At 39.8% G+C, this 15,762-nt stretch carries 20 protein-coding genes; 13 read left to right on the top strand and 7 right to left on the bottom strand.

The annotated features are described in order from the left end of the window. Positions 1–20 precede the first annotated feature (20 nt). The 3 genes from J7R05_RS05890 to J7R05_RS05880 all read left to right on the top strand — a co-directional run bounded on the left by J7R05_RS05890 (position 21) and on the right by J7R05_RS05880 (position 1,535). Positions 21–518: a rod-binding protein gene (locus J7R05_RS05890; protein ID WP_208541592.1), complete on the top strand. Its 498-nt coding sequence runs from the start codon at positions 21–23 to the stop codon at positions 516–518. 109 nt (positions 519–627) lie between these two features. After that, positions 628–1,071 (top strand): flagellar protein FlgN, encoded by a 444-nt coding sequence (locus J7R05_RS05885; RefSeq protein ID WP_208541591.1) that lies wholly within the window; start codon positions 628–630, stop codon positions 1,069–1,071. Continuing rightward, entirely contained in the window at positions 1,068–1,535 is a 468-nt protein-coding gene (locus tag J7R05_RS05880; RefSeq protein ID WP_208541590.1) for a hypothetical protein, read from the top strand. Before J7R05_RS05885 ends, J7R05_RS05880 begins: the two co-directional genes overlap by 4 nt. Before the next feature lie 329 nt (positions 1,536–1,864). Here the strand turns inward: J7R05_RS05880 and J7R05_RS05875 are convergent, their stop codons facing one another. From J7R05_RS05875 to motA, 7 genes are all read right to left on the bottom strand, one after another. Then, on the bottom strand, positions 1,865–2,290 hold the full coding sequence (locus tag J7R05_RS05875) for a hypothetical protein (RefSeq protein ID WP_208541589.1): 426 nt from the start codon (positions 2,288–2,290) through the stop codon (positions 1,865–1,867). Positions 2,291–2,375: 85 nt separating this feature from the next. Next, a complete protein-coding gene (flhB, locus tag J7R05_RS05870) occupies positions 2,376–3,446 on the bottom strand; it encodes a flagellar type III secretion system protein FlhB (RefSeq protein ID WP_208541588.1) in 1,071 nt (356 codons plus the stop codon). Positions 3,447–3,465: 19 nt separating this feature from the next. After that, on the bottom strand, positions 3,466–4,536 hold the full coding sequence (locus J7R05_RS05865; RefSeq protein ID WP_246468237.1) for a flagellar motor switch protein FliG: 1,071 nt from the start codon (positions 4,534–4,536) through the stop codon (positions 3,466–3,468). Positions 4,537–4,588: 52 nt separating this feature from the next. Beyond that, positions 4,589–4,873: a flagellar motor switch protein FliN gene (gene fliN, locus J7R05_RS05860; protein ID WP_208541609.1), complete on the bottom strand. Its 285-nt coding sequence runs from the start codon at positions 4,871–4,873 to the stop codon at positions 4,589–4,591. Between the two features lie 311 nt (positions 4,874–5,184). Beyond that, on the bottom strand, positions 5,185–5,622 hold the full coding sequence (locus J7R05_RS05855; RefSeq protein WP_246468236.1) for a BAB2_0123 family type IV secretion system effector: 438 nt from the start codon (positions 5,620–5,622) through the stop codon (positions 5,185–5,187). Further along, on the bottom strand, positions 5,603–6,610 hold the full coding sequence (locus J7R05_RS05850) for a FliM/FliN family flagellar motor switch protein (RefSeq protein ID WP_208541586.1): 1,008 nt from the start codon (positions 6,608–6,610) through the stop codon (positions 5,603–5,605). The genes J7R05_RS05855 and J7R05_RS05850 overlap by 20 nt, the downstream gene beginning before the upstream one ends. 2 nt (positions 6,611–6,612) lie before the next feature. After that, entirely contained in the window at positions 6,613–7,488 is an 876-nt protein-coding gene (gene motA / locus J7R05_RS05845; RefSeq protein ID WP_208541585.1) for a flagellar motor stator protein MotA, read from the bottom strand. 319 nt (positions 7,489–7,807) lie between these two features. Between motA and J7R05_RS05840 the strand changes: the two genes are divergently transcribed. The 10 genes from J7R05_RS05840 (at position 7,808) to J7R05_RS05795 (ending at position 15,747) form a co-directional block, all read left to right on the top strand. Further along, a complete protein-coding gene (locus tag J7R05_RS05840) occupies positions 7,808–8,566 on the top strand; it encodes a DUF1217 domain-containing protein (RefSeq protein ID WP_246468234.1) in 759 nt (252 codons plus the stop codon). A 37-nt stretch (positions 8,567–8,603) separates the two neighbouring features. Further along, positions 8,604–9,338, top strand: coding sequence for a flagellar basal-body rod protein FlgF (gene flgF / locus J7R05_RS05835; protein WP_208541583.1), 735 nt, complete (start codon positions 8,604–8,606; stop codon positions 9,336–9,338). Positions 9,339–9,381: 43 nt separating this feature from the next. Continuing rightward, complete coding sequence (locus J7R05_RS05830; RefSeq protein ID WP_342385331.1) at positions 9,382–10,911, top strand: flagellar protein export ATPase FliI; 1,530 nt, start codon at positions 9,382–9,384, stop codon at positions 10,909–10,911. A 349-nt stretch (positions 10,912–11,260) separates the two neighbouring features. Beyond that, positions 11,261–11,647, top strand: a complete 387-nt coding sequence (gene flgB / locus J7R05_RS05825; protein ID WP_208541582.1) for a flagellar basal body rod protein FlgB — start codon at positions 11,261–11,263, stop codon at positions 11,645–11,647. Between the two features lie 4 nt (positions 11,648–11,651). Beyond that, positions 11,652–12,065: a flagellar basal body rod protein FlgC gene (gene flgC, locus J7R05_RS05820; protein ID WP_208541581.1), complete on the top strand. Its 414-nt coding sequence runs from the start codon at positions 11,652–11,654 to the stop codon at positions 12,063–12,065. 62 nt (positions 12,066–12,127) lie between these two features. After that, a complete protein-coding gene (fliE, locus tag J7R05_RS05815; protein ID WP_246468233.1) occupies positions 12,128–12,472 on the top strand; it encodes a flagellar hook-basal body complex protein FliE in 345 nt (114 codons plus the stop codon). A gap of 44 nt (positions 12,473–12,516) precedes the next feature. Continuing rightward, positions 12,517–13,305 (top strand): flagellar basal-body rod protein FlgG, encoded by a 789-nt coding sequence (flgG, locus tag J7R05_RS05810; RefSeq protein ID WP_208541605.1) that lies wholly within the window; start codon positions 12,517–12,519, stop codon positions 13,303–13,305. Between the two features lie 5 nt (positions 13,306–13,310). After that, the gene (gene flgA / locus J7R05_RS05805) at positions 13,311–13,769 is read left to right on the top strand and encodes a flagellar basal body P-ring formation chaperone FlgA (protein WP_182480320.1); all 459 of its coding nucleotides are present in this window, start codon (positions 13,311–13,313) and stop codon (positions 13,767–13,769) included. Further along, positions 13,769–15,007 (top strand): flagellar basal body P-ring protein FlgI, encoded by a 1,239-nt coding sequence (locus J7R05_RS05800; RefSeq protein WP_208541580.1) that lies wholly within the window; start codon positions 13,769–13,771, stop codon positions 15,005–15,007. The genes flgA and J7R05_RS05800 overlap by 1 nt, the downstream gene beginning before the upstream one ends. Then, positions 15,004–15,747, top strand: coding sequence for a MotE family protein (locus J7R05_RS05795; protein ID WP_208541579.1), 744 nt, complete (start codon positions 15,004–15,006; stop codon positions 15,745–15,747). Before J7R05_RS05800 ends, J7R05_RS05795 begins: the two co-directional genes overlap by 4 nt. The last annotated feature ends 15 nt before the right edge of the window (positions 15,748–15,762 follow it).

Raw genomic sequence — 15,762 nt, 5'->3', positions numbered from 1 at the left:
TTAAATAAAGGGAAAAACTCATGGCTATTCAGCCACCTTCAGATATTGTTCTTGATGTTGCGCGCGCAGCTGACCCAGTTGAATATCGCGCTTCTGTTGAAAAATTGCGTGATTTACGCAACACAGCACGCACACAAACTATTGCACACCAAGAAAACAATTTTGCTCAACTCGTGCATGCTGATTACACAACCTCACATAACGTAACGCAAAACGAACTTCAACAAGTACACATAAAACCGCACAGCGTAGAGAACAAAAATACTGAAGCCTTTAAAAACTTTGAAGCCTTTATACTGCAGACTTTTGTTGAAAATATGTTCACAACTGAGATGCAATCCATTTTTGGAAAGGGGCAAGCGGGGCAAATTTGGAAATTTATGATGGCTGAACAATTGGCTAAGGAATTTGCTACATCTGGAGGAATTGGCATTGCGCAAATGTTGATTTCTGAACAGGCTAAGAAAGAAGAGGGGTCGTATAATGGAGAGAGAAATAGAATAAATGCTACCCATTAAAGACGCCGTTTATCATTGGTGCGATCATTCATAAAATGAGCTGATCTGGCACATTAATATCGAACACAAACTTAATATGACAATTGAAATACCATAAAGGGGAATAAAAATGTCTGTAGCGCAATGTGATGATGAAAATGTTACATTAAAAACAAAAGTTCTCAATAATGATCTGATTGGTCGTGATTGGGCAATAACAAAATTTATGGCTGCTGTTAAAGGGCTAATAGAAGTGGTTGATTATGAAAGCAATATGCTTGAAAGCCACGGCGTTCCAGATTATGAAGAGGTTAATTTACGTAAAACGCGTGGTCTGCGTGATCTTAATCAGTCGATGAAAGATGTTATGCGCTATTTAGATCAGGATGTTGAAAATAAAATAGAAAGTTTACTATCTGATTTACAAGAAAAATTACAGCGCAATAGTGAATTACTTCAAGTGCATTTAGAAGCTGTTAAGGAACTTTCTCAAATTATGCAAACAGCTGCTCGCGCTGAAGAAACAGATGGAACCTATGACCCCGTTTTAGTTAATGCTGGAAGCCGCAAATGATTAAAATGATTGCGATGGGAGTATGGGGTTGTTTGGTGGCTCTTGGCACTTTAATGCTGAGTGTTAAAGTGAATGCTGTACACCCCGATATTTCAGAAGTGTCTGCTCCCGTTGTAGAAGAGATTAGTTCTGGTCAAACAGAAATCGTCAGTGTTCCCATTTTAGTTGAGGGAGTTGTCCAGGGTTATATAATTTCACAATTAACTTATCTTGTAGACAAGAAAGTTGAGAAAGACATGTCTCTTCCTTTAAGTGTATTGATTAATGATGCTATTTTTAAGTGTTTTTGGGACAGTTATTCAGATGTGCGTGCAGTCGAGAAGATAAAATTTGAGACGGTTAAAAAACAGATTATAGATGAAATTAATCAGCATTTTCCAACGCCTGTTGTGAAAGATTTGCTTGTGAAACAGTTTAATTATCTTCCAGCGGATCAAATACGCGATATGAAACATACAGGATAGAAATATTTAAACTATGGTATGAAGAAGCTTTTTTGAAGCATAAAGTTTTCAAAAGGTTGTACTTTGGAAAAGGGTTTTTGAAAAACTTCTCCGGAAGTTATTAGTGTTAGAAAATTGTTTTTATATCAAATATGTCCAACCTTAATAAGATCCACGCGGGGTGAGGGGGGATATTATAAAAAGAACTTTTTATTTTATTATCAAATAGAGAGGCTTATTTGTATAATAGCATTTAGAATCTTTACTTTTTGTCTTGCACCCTTCTTATTTTTAAGGTGTGGTGCTTTAATCTACAATGCAGTTCGTATTTTAATGAGGCAGTACATATTTTAGTGGGTAAGTCTTTTTTGTATTCGTGCATTATTGAGTGCATTCATCAAATTACTGGTATTGGTTTCTTCATCGGATGGGTTTTTAAAAATGCACTTATCCAACTCAACCCCAAATTCTTCTGATGACATGATGAGCTGGAAAAAGGCTTGTACACCTTCATTTGAAAATTCCATATGAAGCAAGATTTTTGGTGTAGTATTCCAATCTAATTCATAACTGGCGTTACGCGCAAAACGCATGGTATTGGGGTAAAAACGCAATTCTGTAGCGCTTTCAATAAGTTCAGAAAGATGGTTAAAACGCTCTGTGTGGATACAGGCAATGAAGTCACCTACCTCGATCAGTCGCAATTCTGGAATAAATTGCGCTACCTGTTTTGCCAGAAACATTTCACGGATTTCAGTTATATAATTTTTTTTCATCGTATGACTTTATGTTATTGTTTTAATATTTTAAAGTTTATATTAATTTGGTGTTGAATTTTGAAAAAAGTTGCAAATGCTTATTTTAATGGATCTTCTGACTGTTGATGAAACGAATTAAAGCAGCAACACTTTCATATAATTCAGGTGGGATAACTTGGTCGACTTCAACTTGTTTATACAATATACGTGCTAACTCTACATTTTCGATAACAGGGATGTCATTTTCGACAGCAATTTCACGAATTTGTAAAGCGAGAATGTCTTGCCCTTTTGCAACCACAACTGGTGCATAATCAAGGGGTGGTTTATAGCGCAAAGCAACAGAAAAGTGGGTTGGATTTGCCACAATTAAGGTTGCAGTAGGAACATTAGAAATCATTCGCCGACGCATGCGGTCACGTGCTAAGGAGCGCATCCGTGCTTTGATCATAGGGTTTCCTTCAAGGTTTTTATGCTCTTCTTTAATTTCTTGTTTGCTCATGCGTAATTTTTGGCGCCAGTGAAAACGTGACCATGCTAAGTCAAATCCTGCAATAGCAGCAACGGCCACAATGAAAGAGAGCGAAAGACCGACGAGTTTTTTACGAATATATTCTGGTAAAGCTGGTGCATCTGTTAATAATGCATTGATGAAAATTGTATTGTTTTTGAAAAACATAATATAAACAATGATGCTCACACCGATCAGTTTGGTTAATGATTTTAAAAATTCCACCAACCCTGCTTTACTGAAAATGCGTTCAAATCCATTACTGAGTGAAACGCGCGACCATTGTGGGCGGATGCGCTCCATAATAATACGTGGTATATGTTGTATAGCTGATGCACTTATACCGATCAGGGGTATAATAATTAAAATAGGTGCTAATGCTAAGCCTACATTACCACCTACCAAATAAATCAAATGTTTAATATCTTCTGCAGTATTAATGCGCCACGATTCAGGGCGTTCAAGCCATTGAAGCAAAAAATGCGAAAGCTGTGATAGAGCTGGAAAAGCAATAAAGATAGAAATTACGCTAAAGCTTAAAAGAGAAGAAAAAATAGGCAATTCACGAGAAAAGGGAAGATTTCCTTTTTCTTCTGCTTTATGAATTTTGTGTTCTGTTGGTTCTTCTGTTTGGCTCTCTTTATCGGGCTTTTCATCTGACATGTTGGTTTAAATGCGCCTTTTAAGACGTTCCTTCTTCACCTGAGAGATTAATTGTTCCTTGTTCTGATAGTTTGATTGCTGTTTGGGCAATACTACGGCGTGCATTTATAATTGCTTCTTGTTGGATGGAGTCATTGCCTGAGGAAAGTTCTGCTTCCACTATACGCCGTGTACGTTGTGAAAGAGAATTTAAAACAAGGTCTTTCATCTGATTATCTGCACCATGCAAAGCTGTAATAACGGTATCAGCTGTAATCTTATCAAAAAGCAATAATCGTGCTTGTTCTGTCAAACGCGGAATATCTTCGAAAACAAAAAGCTTTGCTTTGATTTTTTCCAGATCTTCTGGACTCAAATCTTTAAGATTTGCAAGCATCTCGTCAACATCTGCTTTATCAAGCTCATTAAGGATGGTGGCCACTTGTCCATGATGCGCTTTCTCTCCCACATTATTATCTTGTGAGAAAACAGAACGCAGCGCTTCATCAAGGACTGTGTCTATTTCTGGCGAAACTGGGCGTAGATGCAATCTTCTACGGGTAAGATCAGCACGCACCGCCATAGGCTGCGCCATTAAAATTTTTGCTGCAATTTCAGAAGGAAGACGCGAAACAATATAGCTAACCACTTGGGGATGTTCTTGTGCAAAATGCATTTGCAAAACATCGATGTTTAATTTTGCAATAATCTCCCAAAGGCTTTCGCGAGGTGGAGCTGGTGCCTTTGAAGGGTCAAGAACTAAAGCTGCTTCTTCTTCTGATAATGTTTCTTGTACCAGACTGTCGAAACGTGAACCAGCTTCAGAAAACGAAGCTCCTTCAGCGAAGGCATCTTCAAATTGACGAACCAGAACTTCAAAATCAGCAAGAGAAATATTGGGCAAAGTATGAGCCTGCCCACTCAGACGGCGTAAATCATCTGGAGTGAAATATTTTAAAAGACGCGCAGCAGCAGGTTTTCCTAAAGCAACAAGGAGTGCTGCAACTTTTTGTTGCCCAGAAAGTGTATCAATAAGTGTAGAAGATACATGTGTATCAAGTAACGTATTTTCCAACTCGTCTTCTGATACAACATTTATTACTTCTGTCATTTTTTCTTTCATTGCCTGCGTCATATTTGTTTTTCACATTTTGCAAGTTGATTTATTTACCCATAACTTCGGTAAGGCTTACCCCAAAACGGGAAGGGTCGTCTTCTAAAACAATAACCTCCCCACGCGCGATAATACGACCATTGACGATAATATCAATAGGATCTCCAATTTGCTTATCAAGCGTAATCACTGAACCGCGACCTAAATCCATTAGGTTTGCTACTGGCATAGTGGTTGAACCTAAGACAATTTGAACTTCAACTGGGATACTCATAATGAGTTCTGGATTGCTGTGCACTTCATTTGTACTTTTTTGTGCATTTGTAGCACTCATGCTTCCAACAGTTTTTCCTGCTGATGCAGTAAAAGCAGGGCCACTGTTTGCTGTTGCGCCAGGGGTAATAATCCCTGGTTTTTGTGCACTTGTTCCAGCACTACCTGGCATCCCAGGTTTTGCTCCTGTGGGACTAGGTGATGTTGCTGGACGAGGTGGCGTTGCTGGGTTGATCCCTTTAGCACCCCCAGGAGGATTTATATCATTTGTCATTTTGTCACCATATTCTTTGTTTTTGACTTTATACTCTTTGGTTTGTAAAGGCTTTGAGGTTTTCTATTTTAAAATTGTATTTTATTATTCAAAGGATCTTAGTGCATTTTACGCTGCACAAAGACCGGAAGGTTTTTGGGAACAATGGGTGGCTGTTGGTGTGTACGTTGTGCACTAGATTCCATTGTAGGCCCATGAGCTTTGGTAGTTAAAGTGGCGCGAAAATGGTCAAGATCACTTTGTAGTTGATTGCGGACATTTTCCATATGAGCGACCGAGCGATCAATATTGCGCCGAATCCGTGTTGATTCAATAATACGTGCATCCATTTTGCGGTTTTCATCGCGAAATTCTTGATGTTCTTCACGTAATATTGAAATTGCTCGATCAAGGCAAGCAGTTCCGGTCTGAACTTGTTTAGCCAATTCTCGACCCATGTGGATTGTTGTCGTCAATTTTCGTGTCGTTATAATAAAAACACCTAACGATATCATTGCTAGAAGTGCACTTGCTATATTAACTATGAACCAGCTCATCAATCATTTCCTTTTCTTCATCAATAGGATCAGTGACCCGGATGGAAAAATTTGTCCCCATTTTACCAAGGGAGCATTTATAAAGAGATTTTTTGCCACTGCGTAATTTTATCTGTTTAACAGCATTGGCAGGAAGGGGCAGAACTTGCCCTACTTGAAGTTTTGATAATTCATCTAAGGTCATTGATCCTTGTTGGACAAACGCTTCGATAGATACGTGCGCTCGGCTCACTTCTTGTTTTAAACGTTTAGCCCAAAGCGGATCTGTATGTTTTGCAGGTGCGCGCAAGGCCCGTGTAACGGCTTCTTGAATAGGGCGGTGGCAACTGCGTGGCATTAAGATATTCACGCTTGTTTCTATTTCATTACATTTGACTCCAAGAGTACAAGAAAACATCTGCGATTGATGAAAGGTTTCTGAATTAAATTCTTGCGCTTTGAGTATTTGCTTGAAAAGTAAAAGAGAGCCATCCCCTGTGCCAAATATTCCATCCATTGTATTAGCCAGCAATTTTCCAAAATATTCACTTATTTTGTATTCTGTTGGGCTAAAGGGGCGTCCATTACGGTTTATAAGCTTTGGCTCTGCTGCACCAAAAAACGCTTCTGTTATAAGATCAACCAAGGCTGCATCAAGAACAAAGATAACATCATCTCCCCAAAGACTGGAACTAAAATAAATCAATAATGTATCTGTTCCAATCGTTTGAGTAATTTTATCACTTTTAAGTGTATCAAGCGATTGTACATCGATAGAAAATTCTAAGGATGTATAATGACCTAATTGTGCACAAAGATTGCTCGCTGCGTCACGAAACACATATTGAAATGACATAAGGTCATCACTTGACAGACCAGCCGCACGCAAAATGTGTTGGGCCAACACATCTTGCTTTTTCTCTTCATTGATATTGTGCTCAGTTTGCGCAGCCTGTTCGGTTTGCGCAGTCTGCTCGGTCTGTTCAGTCTGTTCAGTTTGTTCAGTCATGTTCAAGCGGCCTCTTTTTCAGCACCTGGACCAACGATTGTGTGTTGCTCTACAACATCAATTGTTGGACGATCTTTTGCTGAAATGGTTTTGCGTCCATATTCTAGTGCAATTTGTGGTATTGCACCGTTCATATAAGCCAACAGTGTTTGTTTCACGACAATATAAATACGTGTTTTTTTATGGCGCACCGTTTTAATTTTTGTGGAGATGGGTGCAAAAACACTGTAGGAAAAGAAAATACCCGCAAATGTTCCAACAAGAGCTGCTCCAATCAAGTGTCCTAACACTTCTGGTGGTTCACTAATAGCACCCATAGCTTTAATCACACCCAAAACAGCTGCTACAATACCAAGCGCTGGCAGGGCATCAGCCATATTTTGCAGAGCATGAGAAGATTTTTCAGAATCTTTTACAATTGTGTGAATTTCTTCATCCATTAAAGCTTCAATTTCAAAAGGGCGAGCGTTTCCCATGATGATAAGACGACAATAGTCACAAATAAAACTGGTTAGAGAATTATCTTTTAAAACCAAAGGATATTGCTGGAAAAGTGCAGATTCTTTAGGGTTGTCAACGTGCCCCTCCATTTCAGAGCGTGATTTTGAGCGCATTTCCCGCATAAGAACATAGAGCAAACCTAAGGTTGCTAAAAAATCTTTTTGTTTGGGAACAGCGTCTGTTATCGCTTCCAATGTTGCTTTCATTGCATCTTTAATCACACTAAAAGGGTTAGAGACGATGAAAATACCAATGGCTGAACCCAAAATGATAACAAATTCCCATGGTTGTACCAAAACATCAAGATGCCCACCCATGGCAGTGTAACCTCCAATTATACATCCTAAAGTGAGCACTAATCCTATAATGACACCCAATACCGTGGTCTCCTATTTTTTAGTTTCGGTGGAAAATAAATGTTTATGCTTGTGCAAAGCTTACCAATTTTTCATGATGAATTGTTTGTAATTTTATGTCATGCTATAAAAAAGTGCTGGAATGCACAAGAATTTGTGAAAAAATTTTTAAGTATATCAAAAACGCTAAATTGAAAATATTGTCATAATAAAATATTGTTGCAATAAGAAGCAGTTTTATCATCAGTTTCAGACAAGTTTTATACTTTAAAGAAGTCTGCTGAGAGAAAGGTTTGCTATGATTAGCACATATATGAGTTATAGAAGTACAATCGATAATATGAAACAAACGTCGAGTCAGCTTTTTAATGAGCCTCAGGTTAAGCGTGAGACAAACTATTATGTAAGTCATATTATAGGTATAAGATCAGTTGATGATTTTTTGGCAGACGATCGAATCTATCGCTATGCTATGAAGGCTTATGGTTTGGAAGATATGATTTATGCAAAAGGTATGATGCGTAAAGTGCTTTCAGACCCTCTTTATGCTTCTCAATTAACAGATAGGCGTTATCAGCAATTTGCAGAAGCCTTTAATTTTAGCCTTTATGGTGAAGAAGCTACTCAACAAGAGAGTGCAAAAACAGGCACTGTAAATAAATATATGCAGCAAACTTTAGAAGTAAAAGTTGGTGAAGAAAATGAAGGAACGCGTTTGGCTTTGTATTTTACCCGTACTATTGGGGAAATGACAAAAGGTGGTCTTCTTTCAGAAAAAAGTTGGGCTTATCAAATTCTCGGCGATAAAGCTTTATCAGCGGTGGTTTTTACGGCTCTGAATATTCCAGAAAGTGTGCGTTCATCAAAAATTGAAGCGCAAAAATCTTTATTGGAATCACGCATGTCCCTTGCAGATTTAGAAGATCCAAAGAAATTAGAGCAATTTATTGCACGTTTTTCTGTTATGTATGATGCGCAAAATCGAACAGATACAAATCCTGCTCTCACACTTTTGCAAAATTCAAATTCAGGAAGCGGATTAGCGTTTTCTCCTGAGACAATGGTGGCTTTACAATCTCTTAAGCGTGGTAGTGCTTAAAGAGATTGTTAATAGTATAAGAAAAAGAGGCAGATTTATGCAAAATCCGATTTATGTGGGAGTGTCGGGTCAAATCAGTTTGGCGCGCCAGATGGAAACAATTGCGCAGAACATGGCAAACGTTAATACACCAGGTTTTCGCGCTGGTGGTATGAAGTTTGACACGTTGGTATCTTCCGTTGCACGTGAACAAAGAGATCAGGTCGTTTTTGCGAGCGCTGGTAAGGGATATATTTCAACAGATCGGGGTGCTTTGGTAAAGACCGGTAATCCTCTTGATGTTGCTGTAGGGGGTGATTCATATTTTTCTATGCAGGCTGCTTTTGGGCCAGTTTATACTCGCGATGGTCGAATGATTATGACGCCAGAAGGTGGTTTGGTTTCAGTAACAGGACTGCCTTTTTTGGATGATGGGGGCGCACCAATCCAGCTTAATCCTGCAGGGGGTACTCCTCGTATTTCAGCAGATGGGAGCATTTATCAAAAGGATGTTTTGGTTGGAAAAATTGGTCTGTTTCAATTTCAAAAAGGGACTCAATTGCGTTATGGTCCTAATGCTTCTGTTATTCCTGATAGGCCTGCCATGCAATCAGAAGGGGGGATTGGTGATAAGGTTGTACAAGGTTACATTGAAAGTTCTAATGTGAATGGTGTGGTCGAAATGACGCGTCTTATCGAGGTAAGTCGCGCTTTTGAACGGGTTGAGGCAATGTTGCGTCAGCAGGAAGAAATGCGTTCTAAATCTATTCAAATTCTTGGTGGAAAATCTTAAAATAATTGATCACACAAGTCTTTTATGAAGAGTGTATTATGCAATGCAAAAAAGCAAAAATGATTCTGCATCAACGGACGTTTTAACAGATACTACGCCAATGGTTTCTTCAGATACAAAGACTTCTCCTGTAGATGCAGATCCTGCAGATTCAGATCTTACGAATGCAGAGCTTAAAGGGACAGATCTTACGAATGGAGAGGGTGCTGTTCTATCTGTTGGGGAAAAACAGGCAGATGCTCCACCTACAGCTTTGAGCCGATTGCTTTCTTTTGCAACACATCAAAATGACCCTTCCTCTTGTTTGGTTAATCAAGGGGGGGTTATAAGCGATGTGGCGCGTGGTACATTGGTTGCGCGTGGTTTATCACAATCTGTATTGCTTGGGGATACAGTGTGTATTGATTGTGATGGGCAGACAGTGCGGGGTGAAATTATTCATGTTAATGAAGAAAATGTTTTAATTAAACCTTATGATGAAACCGTTGTTCCTGTTCTTATGGCTTCTGTTTTTCCGCAAGGTCCGCTTTTTGTAGCGCCAGATCGTTCTTGGTGTGGTCGTGTTGTTAATGCTTTGGGGGAGGCTATCGATGGTAAAGGGGCACTGCTTTCTGGCCCACGCAATATGGCGGTTGAGGGTGATGTGCCACCAGCACTCAAACGTGCACGTGTGAAAAAGGGGTTACGTACAGGCGTTAAAGTGATTGATATTTTCACACCTCTTTGCTTTGGTCAGCGTATTGGAATTTTTGCTGGCTCTGGGGTTGGAAAATCAACCCTTTTGTCGATGATGATGCAAGCTAATCATTTTGATACAGTTGTTTTAGCACTTACAGGTGAACGTGGCCGTGAAGTGCGTGATATGCTTGATGATACATTGCACAACAAATTAGACAAAGTAGTTACGGTGATTGCAACAGGTGATGAAAGCCCAATGATGCGGCGTTTAGCTCCAATCATGGCTACAACAATTGCAGAATATTTTTCTTCCTTAGGTGACAATGTTTTACTCGTGGTCGATTCGGTTACACGTTATGCATTAGCGATGCGTGAAATTGCTATTTCTGCTCATGAACCACCTGTTTCACGTGGTTTTCCCCCCCGGGTTTTTAGTGAGTTGCCACGTTTATTAGAACGAGCAGGTCCTGGTAGAGAAGGCAAGGGGTCTATTACCGGTGTTTATGCAGTGTTGGTTGATGGTGATGATCATAATGATCCTATTTCTGATGCAATTCGCGGGATTTTAGATGGCCATATTGTGCTTGATCGTGCTATTGCTGCCCAGGGAAGGTTTCCTGCCGTTGATATTCCAGCTTCTATTTCACGTTTGGCGCCTCATAGTTGGACAGATGAACAGCGCATATTGGTTCAAAATTTGAAGGAAATGATTTTTCGATACGAAGAAACACGTGATTTGCGTGCAATGGGTGCTTATCGTGCAGGAACAGATCATGTCCTTGATCAGGCAGTTTTTTTAGTGCCATCTATTTATGCTGCTATGAAACAAAGCCCTGATATGCCGCTTGTTAATGACCCTTACGATGAATTGGCAAGGTTATTGAAAAGTCAATAATTGCCTATGAGAGACCAAAGTTAAAGAGCGTCTTTTCAAGAGGTTATTTTGTTTATCAATAGCAATTATTCAGTATCTATAAGAGAAAAATGGCTTTTAATTTATGAAGGTAGAGAGACAATTTTTAGTAAAAACCGATGTTTTTCTTTTATGACTTACAAAGGACAAGGTTGATATAAAATTTATACATTATATATTATGTTTCTATTTATTTTTTAAATTACTGTTCTTAAAATTATAAATATAAGTTGATGTTTCTACTTTATTTTACTTTAAAAAACATACAGACAAGGCTCGCGCAAGATTGTTTTCTTATCATCTCTCCCAAGAATTTAAGGATTATAAAATTATGGATTCAGTCAATCTTTTTGATATTGCCAATAAACAAGCAGATTGGTTAACTGTGCGCCAGAAGGCGATCGCTAGTAATGTAGCTAATGCTAATACACCGGGGTACAAAGCCCGTGATGTGCAAGATTTTCCAACTATTTTGCAAAACCAAACGATTTCCATGGCTGTTACCAATGTCCGTCATATAGATTTGACGGACAATGGTATGGAAGCCCGAGCTATTCGTTCTGAAAACGTGATGGAAATTACGCATTCTGGAAATAATGTTGATTTAGAAGAGGAAATGCGTAAAGGCGGGGAGGTTAGTCGTGATATGTCTCTCAACACTGCCATTGTTAAGGCTTTTCATCGTATGATGATGGTGACAGTTAAAGGAGGGTCTTAAAATTATGGCTGATAGACTCATTGCGGCAGAGCAAGTTGCTACAACAGGTTTAAGTGCACAGTCAATGCGTTTGCGTATTATTGCTGAGAATTTAGCCAATGCCAATTCAACGGGGAAATTTCCAGGTGCAGCACCTTATCGGCGCAAGACTGTCAGTTTTGCAGCTGCTCTTAATCCGCACAGTGATGCACAAGGTGTGCAAGTGACACGTATTGGCAATGATAAAGCACCTTTTATTATGCGTTACGAACCAGGACATTTGGCTGCTGATAGTAATGGCTATGTGAAATATCCCAATGTCAATTCTATTGTAGAGATGGCAGATATGCGTGAAGCAAATCGTTCTTATGAAGCGAACTTACAAGTTGTCCGCCAGGTACGCGATTTGGTTTCACAGACAATTGATTTACTGAAATGATAAGGCAATTCATTGCGTTATCGGCGAATTTTATATTTGAATTTTTGTAGGAGCGTTAAAAAATGATCCAGGCCCTCACTTCCATAATATCTAGCAGTTCTTTGGATTCATCAAGCCAAGTAAGCGGGCAGATGAATAGTGCTGCTATGCAACATTTACCTGTTCAGGCAGCTGAAGAGAGCAGCAGTGTCAGTTTTAGTAAAATTTTGTCTGAAGTTGTAGGGGCAGCTGAAATGAAATTACAAAATGCAGAAAGTCTTTCTATTGGTAGCTTGGCTGGCAGTGATGTTGGGGTGCGTGAAGTTGTGAATTCTGTGATGGAAGCTGAACGGTCGTTAAGTACGGCTATTGCTTTACGTGATAAGATGGTACAAGCATATCTTGAAGTGAGCCGGATGCAAATTTAAAACAGGCTGAACAGAGTTAAAAAATATAGGAAAAAACCATGGTCATGAGATCACTTTCAATTGCTGCAACAGGTATGGCTGCTCAGCAAACCAACCTTGATGTTATTGCTAATAATTTAGCAAATATTAACACAACAGGTTTCAAACGTGCGCGCGCAGAATTTGCCGATTTAATGTATGTGGCAGATCGTGCGGTTGGTGTTCCCAATATGCTCAATCAAGCTATTATGCCTGAGGGTGCGATGATTGGAATGGGGGTGCGCACTGCAGCAGTTCGTAAGGTTAATATGCAAGGGGCTTTTGTTCAAACTGGTAATGCATTGGATTTAGCTATTAACGGAAATGGCTGGTTTGAAGTGCAAGATCCTAATGGCAATGTTTTTTACACACGTTCAGGTGCTTTTAATTTAAGTGAAACAGGGCAGATTGAAACATTGGATGGCAATTTAGTGCAACCTGTTATCACAATTCCTGTAGGAAGTAAGAATATAACAGTAAGTCCTGATGGAACTGTTTATTATCAAACTGATATGGACCCCAACCCTGTGGAAGCTGGTCGCCTTAATTTAGTTAACTTTGTCAACGCAGTTGGTTTGGAAGCAGTAGGGGATAATCTTTTCCGTGAGACACCTGCTTCTGGTGCGCCGGTGCCAGGTTTTCCAAAAGATGATGGATATGGCAGCATTATGCAAGCAATGCTTGAATCTTCTAATGTTGATCCTGTAAAAGAAATCACAGAACTGATTGCAGCGCAGCGTTCTTATGAAATGAATTCTAAAGTTATTCAGGCGTCAGATGAAATGGCGGCGGTTGTTTCTAAGAATTTAAGGTAAATGCTATGAAAAAGCTTTTGCTTCTACTTACAGCCTTTTTGTTATCATTCTTTTCATTGACAGTAGTTTATGCTGATCGGGTCAATTTTATTGTTCCTAATAAGTCCGTTTATGCTGGGCAGCGTGTGAGTGATGTAGGTTTAAGTGAAAAAAGTTTTTTTATAAAATCTGAAGCTGCTTCTTTGTATGCTACACAGATGAATCAGCTTCTTAATAAAGTTGCAAAGCGCACCTTAACGGCTGGTCGCCCCATTTCACTTGCTTCTTTGGGGGACCCGGTTTTAGTCGAGCGTGGTCAGACAACCAAATTAATTTTTCAAACGAATAATTTGCAGATCACTGCTTTGGGTGTGGTTTTACAGTCGGGATCCTCAGGCGATCTTATTCGCGTTCGTAATGCCGATTCAGGCCGTATTGTAATGGGCACTGTTTTACAAAATGGTGACGTGAGAGTAGGTTTTTAATGGTTGTGCGTTCTCTTTCTCGTTTCTTTTTTGCTTCTTTGATAGGCTTTTTTTCAGTCTTTATTCCAGCATTTGCGGATGAAGGGGGCAAAAATGTAGAACAGTATACTTCTCCAGCGGCATCTGATGCTGCTTGGTTAGGGTCTGGTGGTGATCCTGCTAAAATGCATTACGCAGATTTGGCTCGTCCAGGTGCGGTCGCACGCTTGAAAGATATTGCAGAAATTCAAGGTGTGCGCTCTAATCAATTGGTAGGCTATGGTTTGGTGATTGGTTTGAATGGTACGGGTGATTCTTTACGAAATGCACCTTTTACAGAGCAAGCTATGCGAGCCATGCTTGATAATTTGGGGATGAGCCCTCCTGCTGGTGCATCGCGTGCCAATAATATTGCTGCTGTTATCGTTACGGCTGAGATGGTGCCCTTTGCCACACCAGGATCACGCATTGATGTGACGGTTTCTGCATTGGGAGATGCAACGTCTTTACAAGGTGGGACATTGGTGATGACACCGCTTCTTGGGGCGGATGGTAAAACTTATGCGGTAGCGCAAGGTAATATGGTTATTTCTGGTTTTGGTTCTCAAGGCGTGGCAGAAAGTGTGACGCAAGGTGTTCCAACATCGGGTCGTATTCCTAATGGTGCGTTGGTGGAGCAGAAGATTGAAGGTAATTTCAACCAGAGTAATAAGATTATTTTGGAGTTGCGCAACTCTGATTTTTCAACGGCTGTTCGTGTGTCAGATTTAATTAATATTTTTGCCAATAAGCGTTATAAGCACAATGTTGCTAAAGAGCGTGATGCAAAAACTGTTGTTTTGAATAAACCCCGCAATATTTCGATGGCGCGTTTTATTGCTGAAATTGAAATGCTTCCTATTCCTACAGATGAAGTGGCACGTGTGGTTGTTGATGAACGTACAGGGACTGTTGTCATTGGTGAAAAGGTGCGTGTTTCACGTGTGGCGATTTCACACGGAAGTTTGACAGTTCGTGTAACAGAAGAGCCAGCTGTTTCACAGCCAAATCCTTTTAGTGATGGAGATACGGTTGTTGTGCCCAGAACATCTGTTGATGTTAATCAGCCAGTATCCAACATTGGCATTTTAGATGGGGTAGATTTAGATAATCTCATTAAAGGGCTTAATCAGATTGGTGTCAAACCAACAGCCATTATAGCAGTTTTGCAGGCTATTAAAACTGCAGGTGCTCTTCATGCGGAGCTTATTGTTCAATGATAAAATTACAATTTTATTCTTCTTGGTTTTATGTAGCGATGCTCATTGTATGTGGAGCGGGTAAGGGTTATGCGCAAGATGCACTTGATCTAAGCCCTGAGCCAATGTTCATTTTTGCTTCTGTTACCGATCCAGCACAAAAATCGGCACCAGCTCCTTCGCCCGCAAAGAAGGTAAAATCTGCAAACCGGTTGGATCAGGCAAAAGCGCCTACAAAGGCACCTGCAACAACATCTACGACAACACCTGCAGATAGTGCTTCAGAGATAAAGGCTTCACCTGTTTCATCGACACAAGGTTTGTCTAAAAAAGACACAGAAGAAGTAGAACGTTTTTGTGATAATATTGGCAGTCAGGCTGCAGATGCGCGTTTTCAATTACAACGTCAACAATTACAACAATTGCGTGATCAAATTGATGAACGTGTAAAAACTTTAGAAGAAAAACGGCGCGAATATGAAGTTTGGCTCGAAAAGCGTAATGAATTTTTGTCAATGGCAGAGGATTCTTTGGTTGAGATTATTTCAAAGATGCGTCCCGATGCAGCCGCTGCTCAATTAGCTTTAATGAGTGACCTGGTGGCAGCTTCACTTGTGCTTAAGCTTAGCCCTAAAATATCAAGTGCTATTATGAATGAGTTGCCTCCTGAAAAATCAGCTGAATTAACGCAAATACTTGTGAGTGCACAACAGACCTCGTCAAAAAAGAAACAAGCACAACAAGTGATTGATACAAAGTAATGATGAAAGTGAAAA

This window comes from Bartonella capreoli (assembly GCF_902813205.1).
Taxonomy (GTDB): domain Bacteria; phylum Pseudomonadota; class Alphaproteobacteria; order Rhizobiales; family Rhizobiaceae; genus Bartonella; species Bartonella schoenbuchensis.
Note: the sequence above shows the minus strand (reverse complement) of the source record. Positions and strands in the feature narration are given on the sequence as shown.

Excerpts from the sequence above, each read along its gene's own strand:
- J7R05_RS05850 (WP_208541586.1), bottom strand. The coding sequence starts at position 6,610 with ATGACTGAACAAACTGAACAGACTGAACAGACCGAGCAGACTGCGCAA.
- flhB (WP_208541588.1), bottom strand. The coding sequence starts at position 3,446 with ATGTCAGATGAAAAGCCCGATAAAGAGAGCCAAACAGAAGAACCAACA.
- flgB (WP_208541582.1), top strand. The coding sequence starts at position 11,261 with ATGGATTCAGTCAATCTTTTTGATATTGCCAATAAACAAGCAGATTGG.
- J7R05_RS05795 (WP_208541579.1), top strand. The coding sequence starts at position 15,004 with ATGATAAAATTACAATTTTATTCTTCTTGGTTTTATGTAGCGATGCTC.
- fliE (WP_246468233.1), top strand. The coding sequence starts at position 12,128 with ATGATCCAGGCCCTCACTTCCATAATATCTAGCAGTTCTTTGGATTCA.
- J7R05_RS05880 (WP_208541590.1), top strand. The coding sequence starts at position 1,068 with ATGATTAAAATGATTGCGATGGGAGTATGGGGTTGTTTGGTGGCTCTT.
- J7R05_RS05885 (WP_208541591.1), top strand. The coding sequence starts at position 628 with ATGTCTGTAGCGCAATGTGATGATGAAAATGTTACATTAAAAACAAAA.
- J7R05_RS05865 (WP_246468237.1), bottom strand. The coding sequence starts at position 4,536 with ATGACAGAAGTAATAAATGTTGTATCAGAAGACGAGTTGGAAAATACG.
- flgG (WP_208541605.1), top strand. The coding sequence starts at position 12,517 with ATGAGATCACTTTCAATTGCTGCAACAGGTATGGCTGCTCAGCAAACC.
- flgA (WP_182480320.1), top strand. The coding sequence starts at position 13,311 with ATGAAAAAGCTTTTGCTTCTACTTACAGCCTTTTTGTTATCATTCTTT.
- J7R05_RS05830 (WP_342385331.1), top strand. The coding sequence starts at position 9,382 with ATGCAAAAAAGCAAAAATGATTCTGCATCAACGGACGTTTTAACAGAT.
- J7R05_RS05800 (WP_208541580.1), top strand. The coding sequence starts at position 13,769 with ATGGTTGTGCGTTCTCTTTCTCGTTTCTTTTTTGCTTCTTTGATAGGC.
- fliN (WP_208541609.1), bottom strand. The coding sequence starts at position 4,873 with ATGAGTGCTACAAATGCACAAAAAAGTACAAATGAAGTGCACAGCAAT.
- J7R05_RS05890 (WP_208541592.1), top strand. The coding sequence starts at position 21 with ATGGCTATTCAGCCACCTTCAGATATTGTTCTTGATGTTGCGCGCGCA.
- flgC (WP_208541581.1), top strand. The coding sequence starts at position 11,652 with ATGGCTGATAGACTCATTGCGGCAGAGCAAGTTGCTACAACAGGTTTA.
- J7R05_RS05840 (WP_246468234.1), top strand. The coding sequence starts at position 7,808 with ATGAAACAAACGTCGAGTCAGCTTTTTAATGAGCCTCAGGTTAAGCGT.
- flgF (WP_208541583.1), top strand. The coding sequence starts at position 8,604 with ATGCAAAATCCGATTTATGTGGGAGTGTCGGGTCAAATCAGTTTGGCG.
- J7R05_RS05875 (WP_208541589.1), bottom strand. The coding sequence starts at position 2,290 with ATGAAAAAAAATTATATAACTGAAATCCGTGAAATGTTTCTGGCAAAA.
- J7R05_RS05855 (WP_246468236.1), bottom strand. The coding sequence starts at position 5,622 with ATGAGCTGGTTCATAGTTAATATAGCAAGTGCACTTCTAGCAATGATA.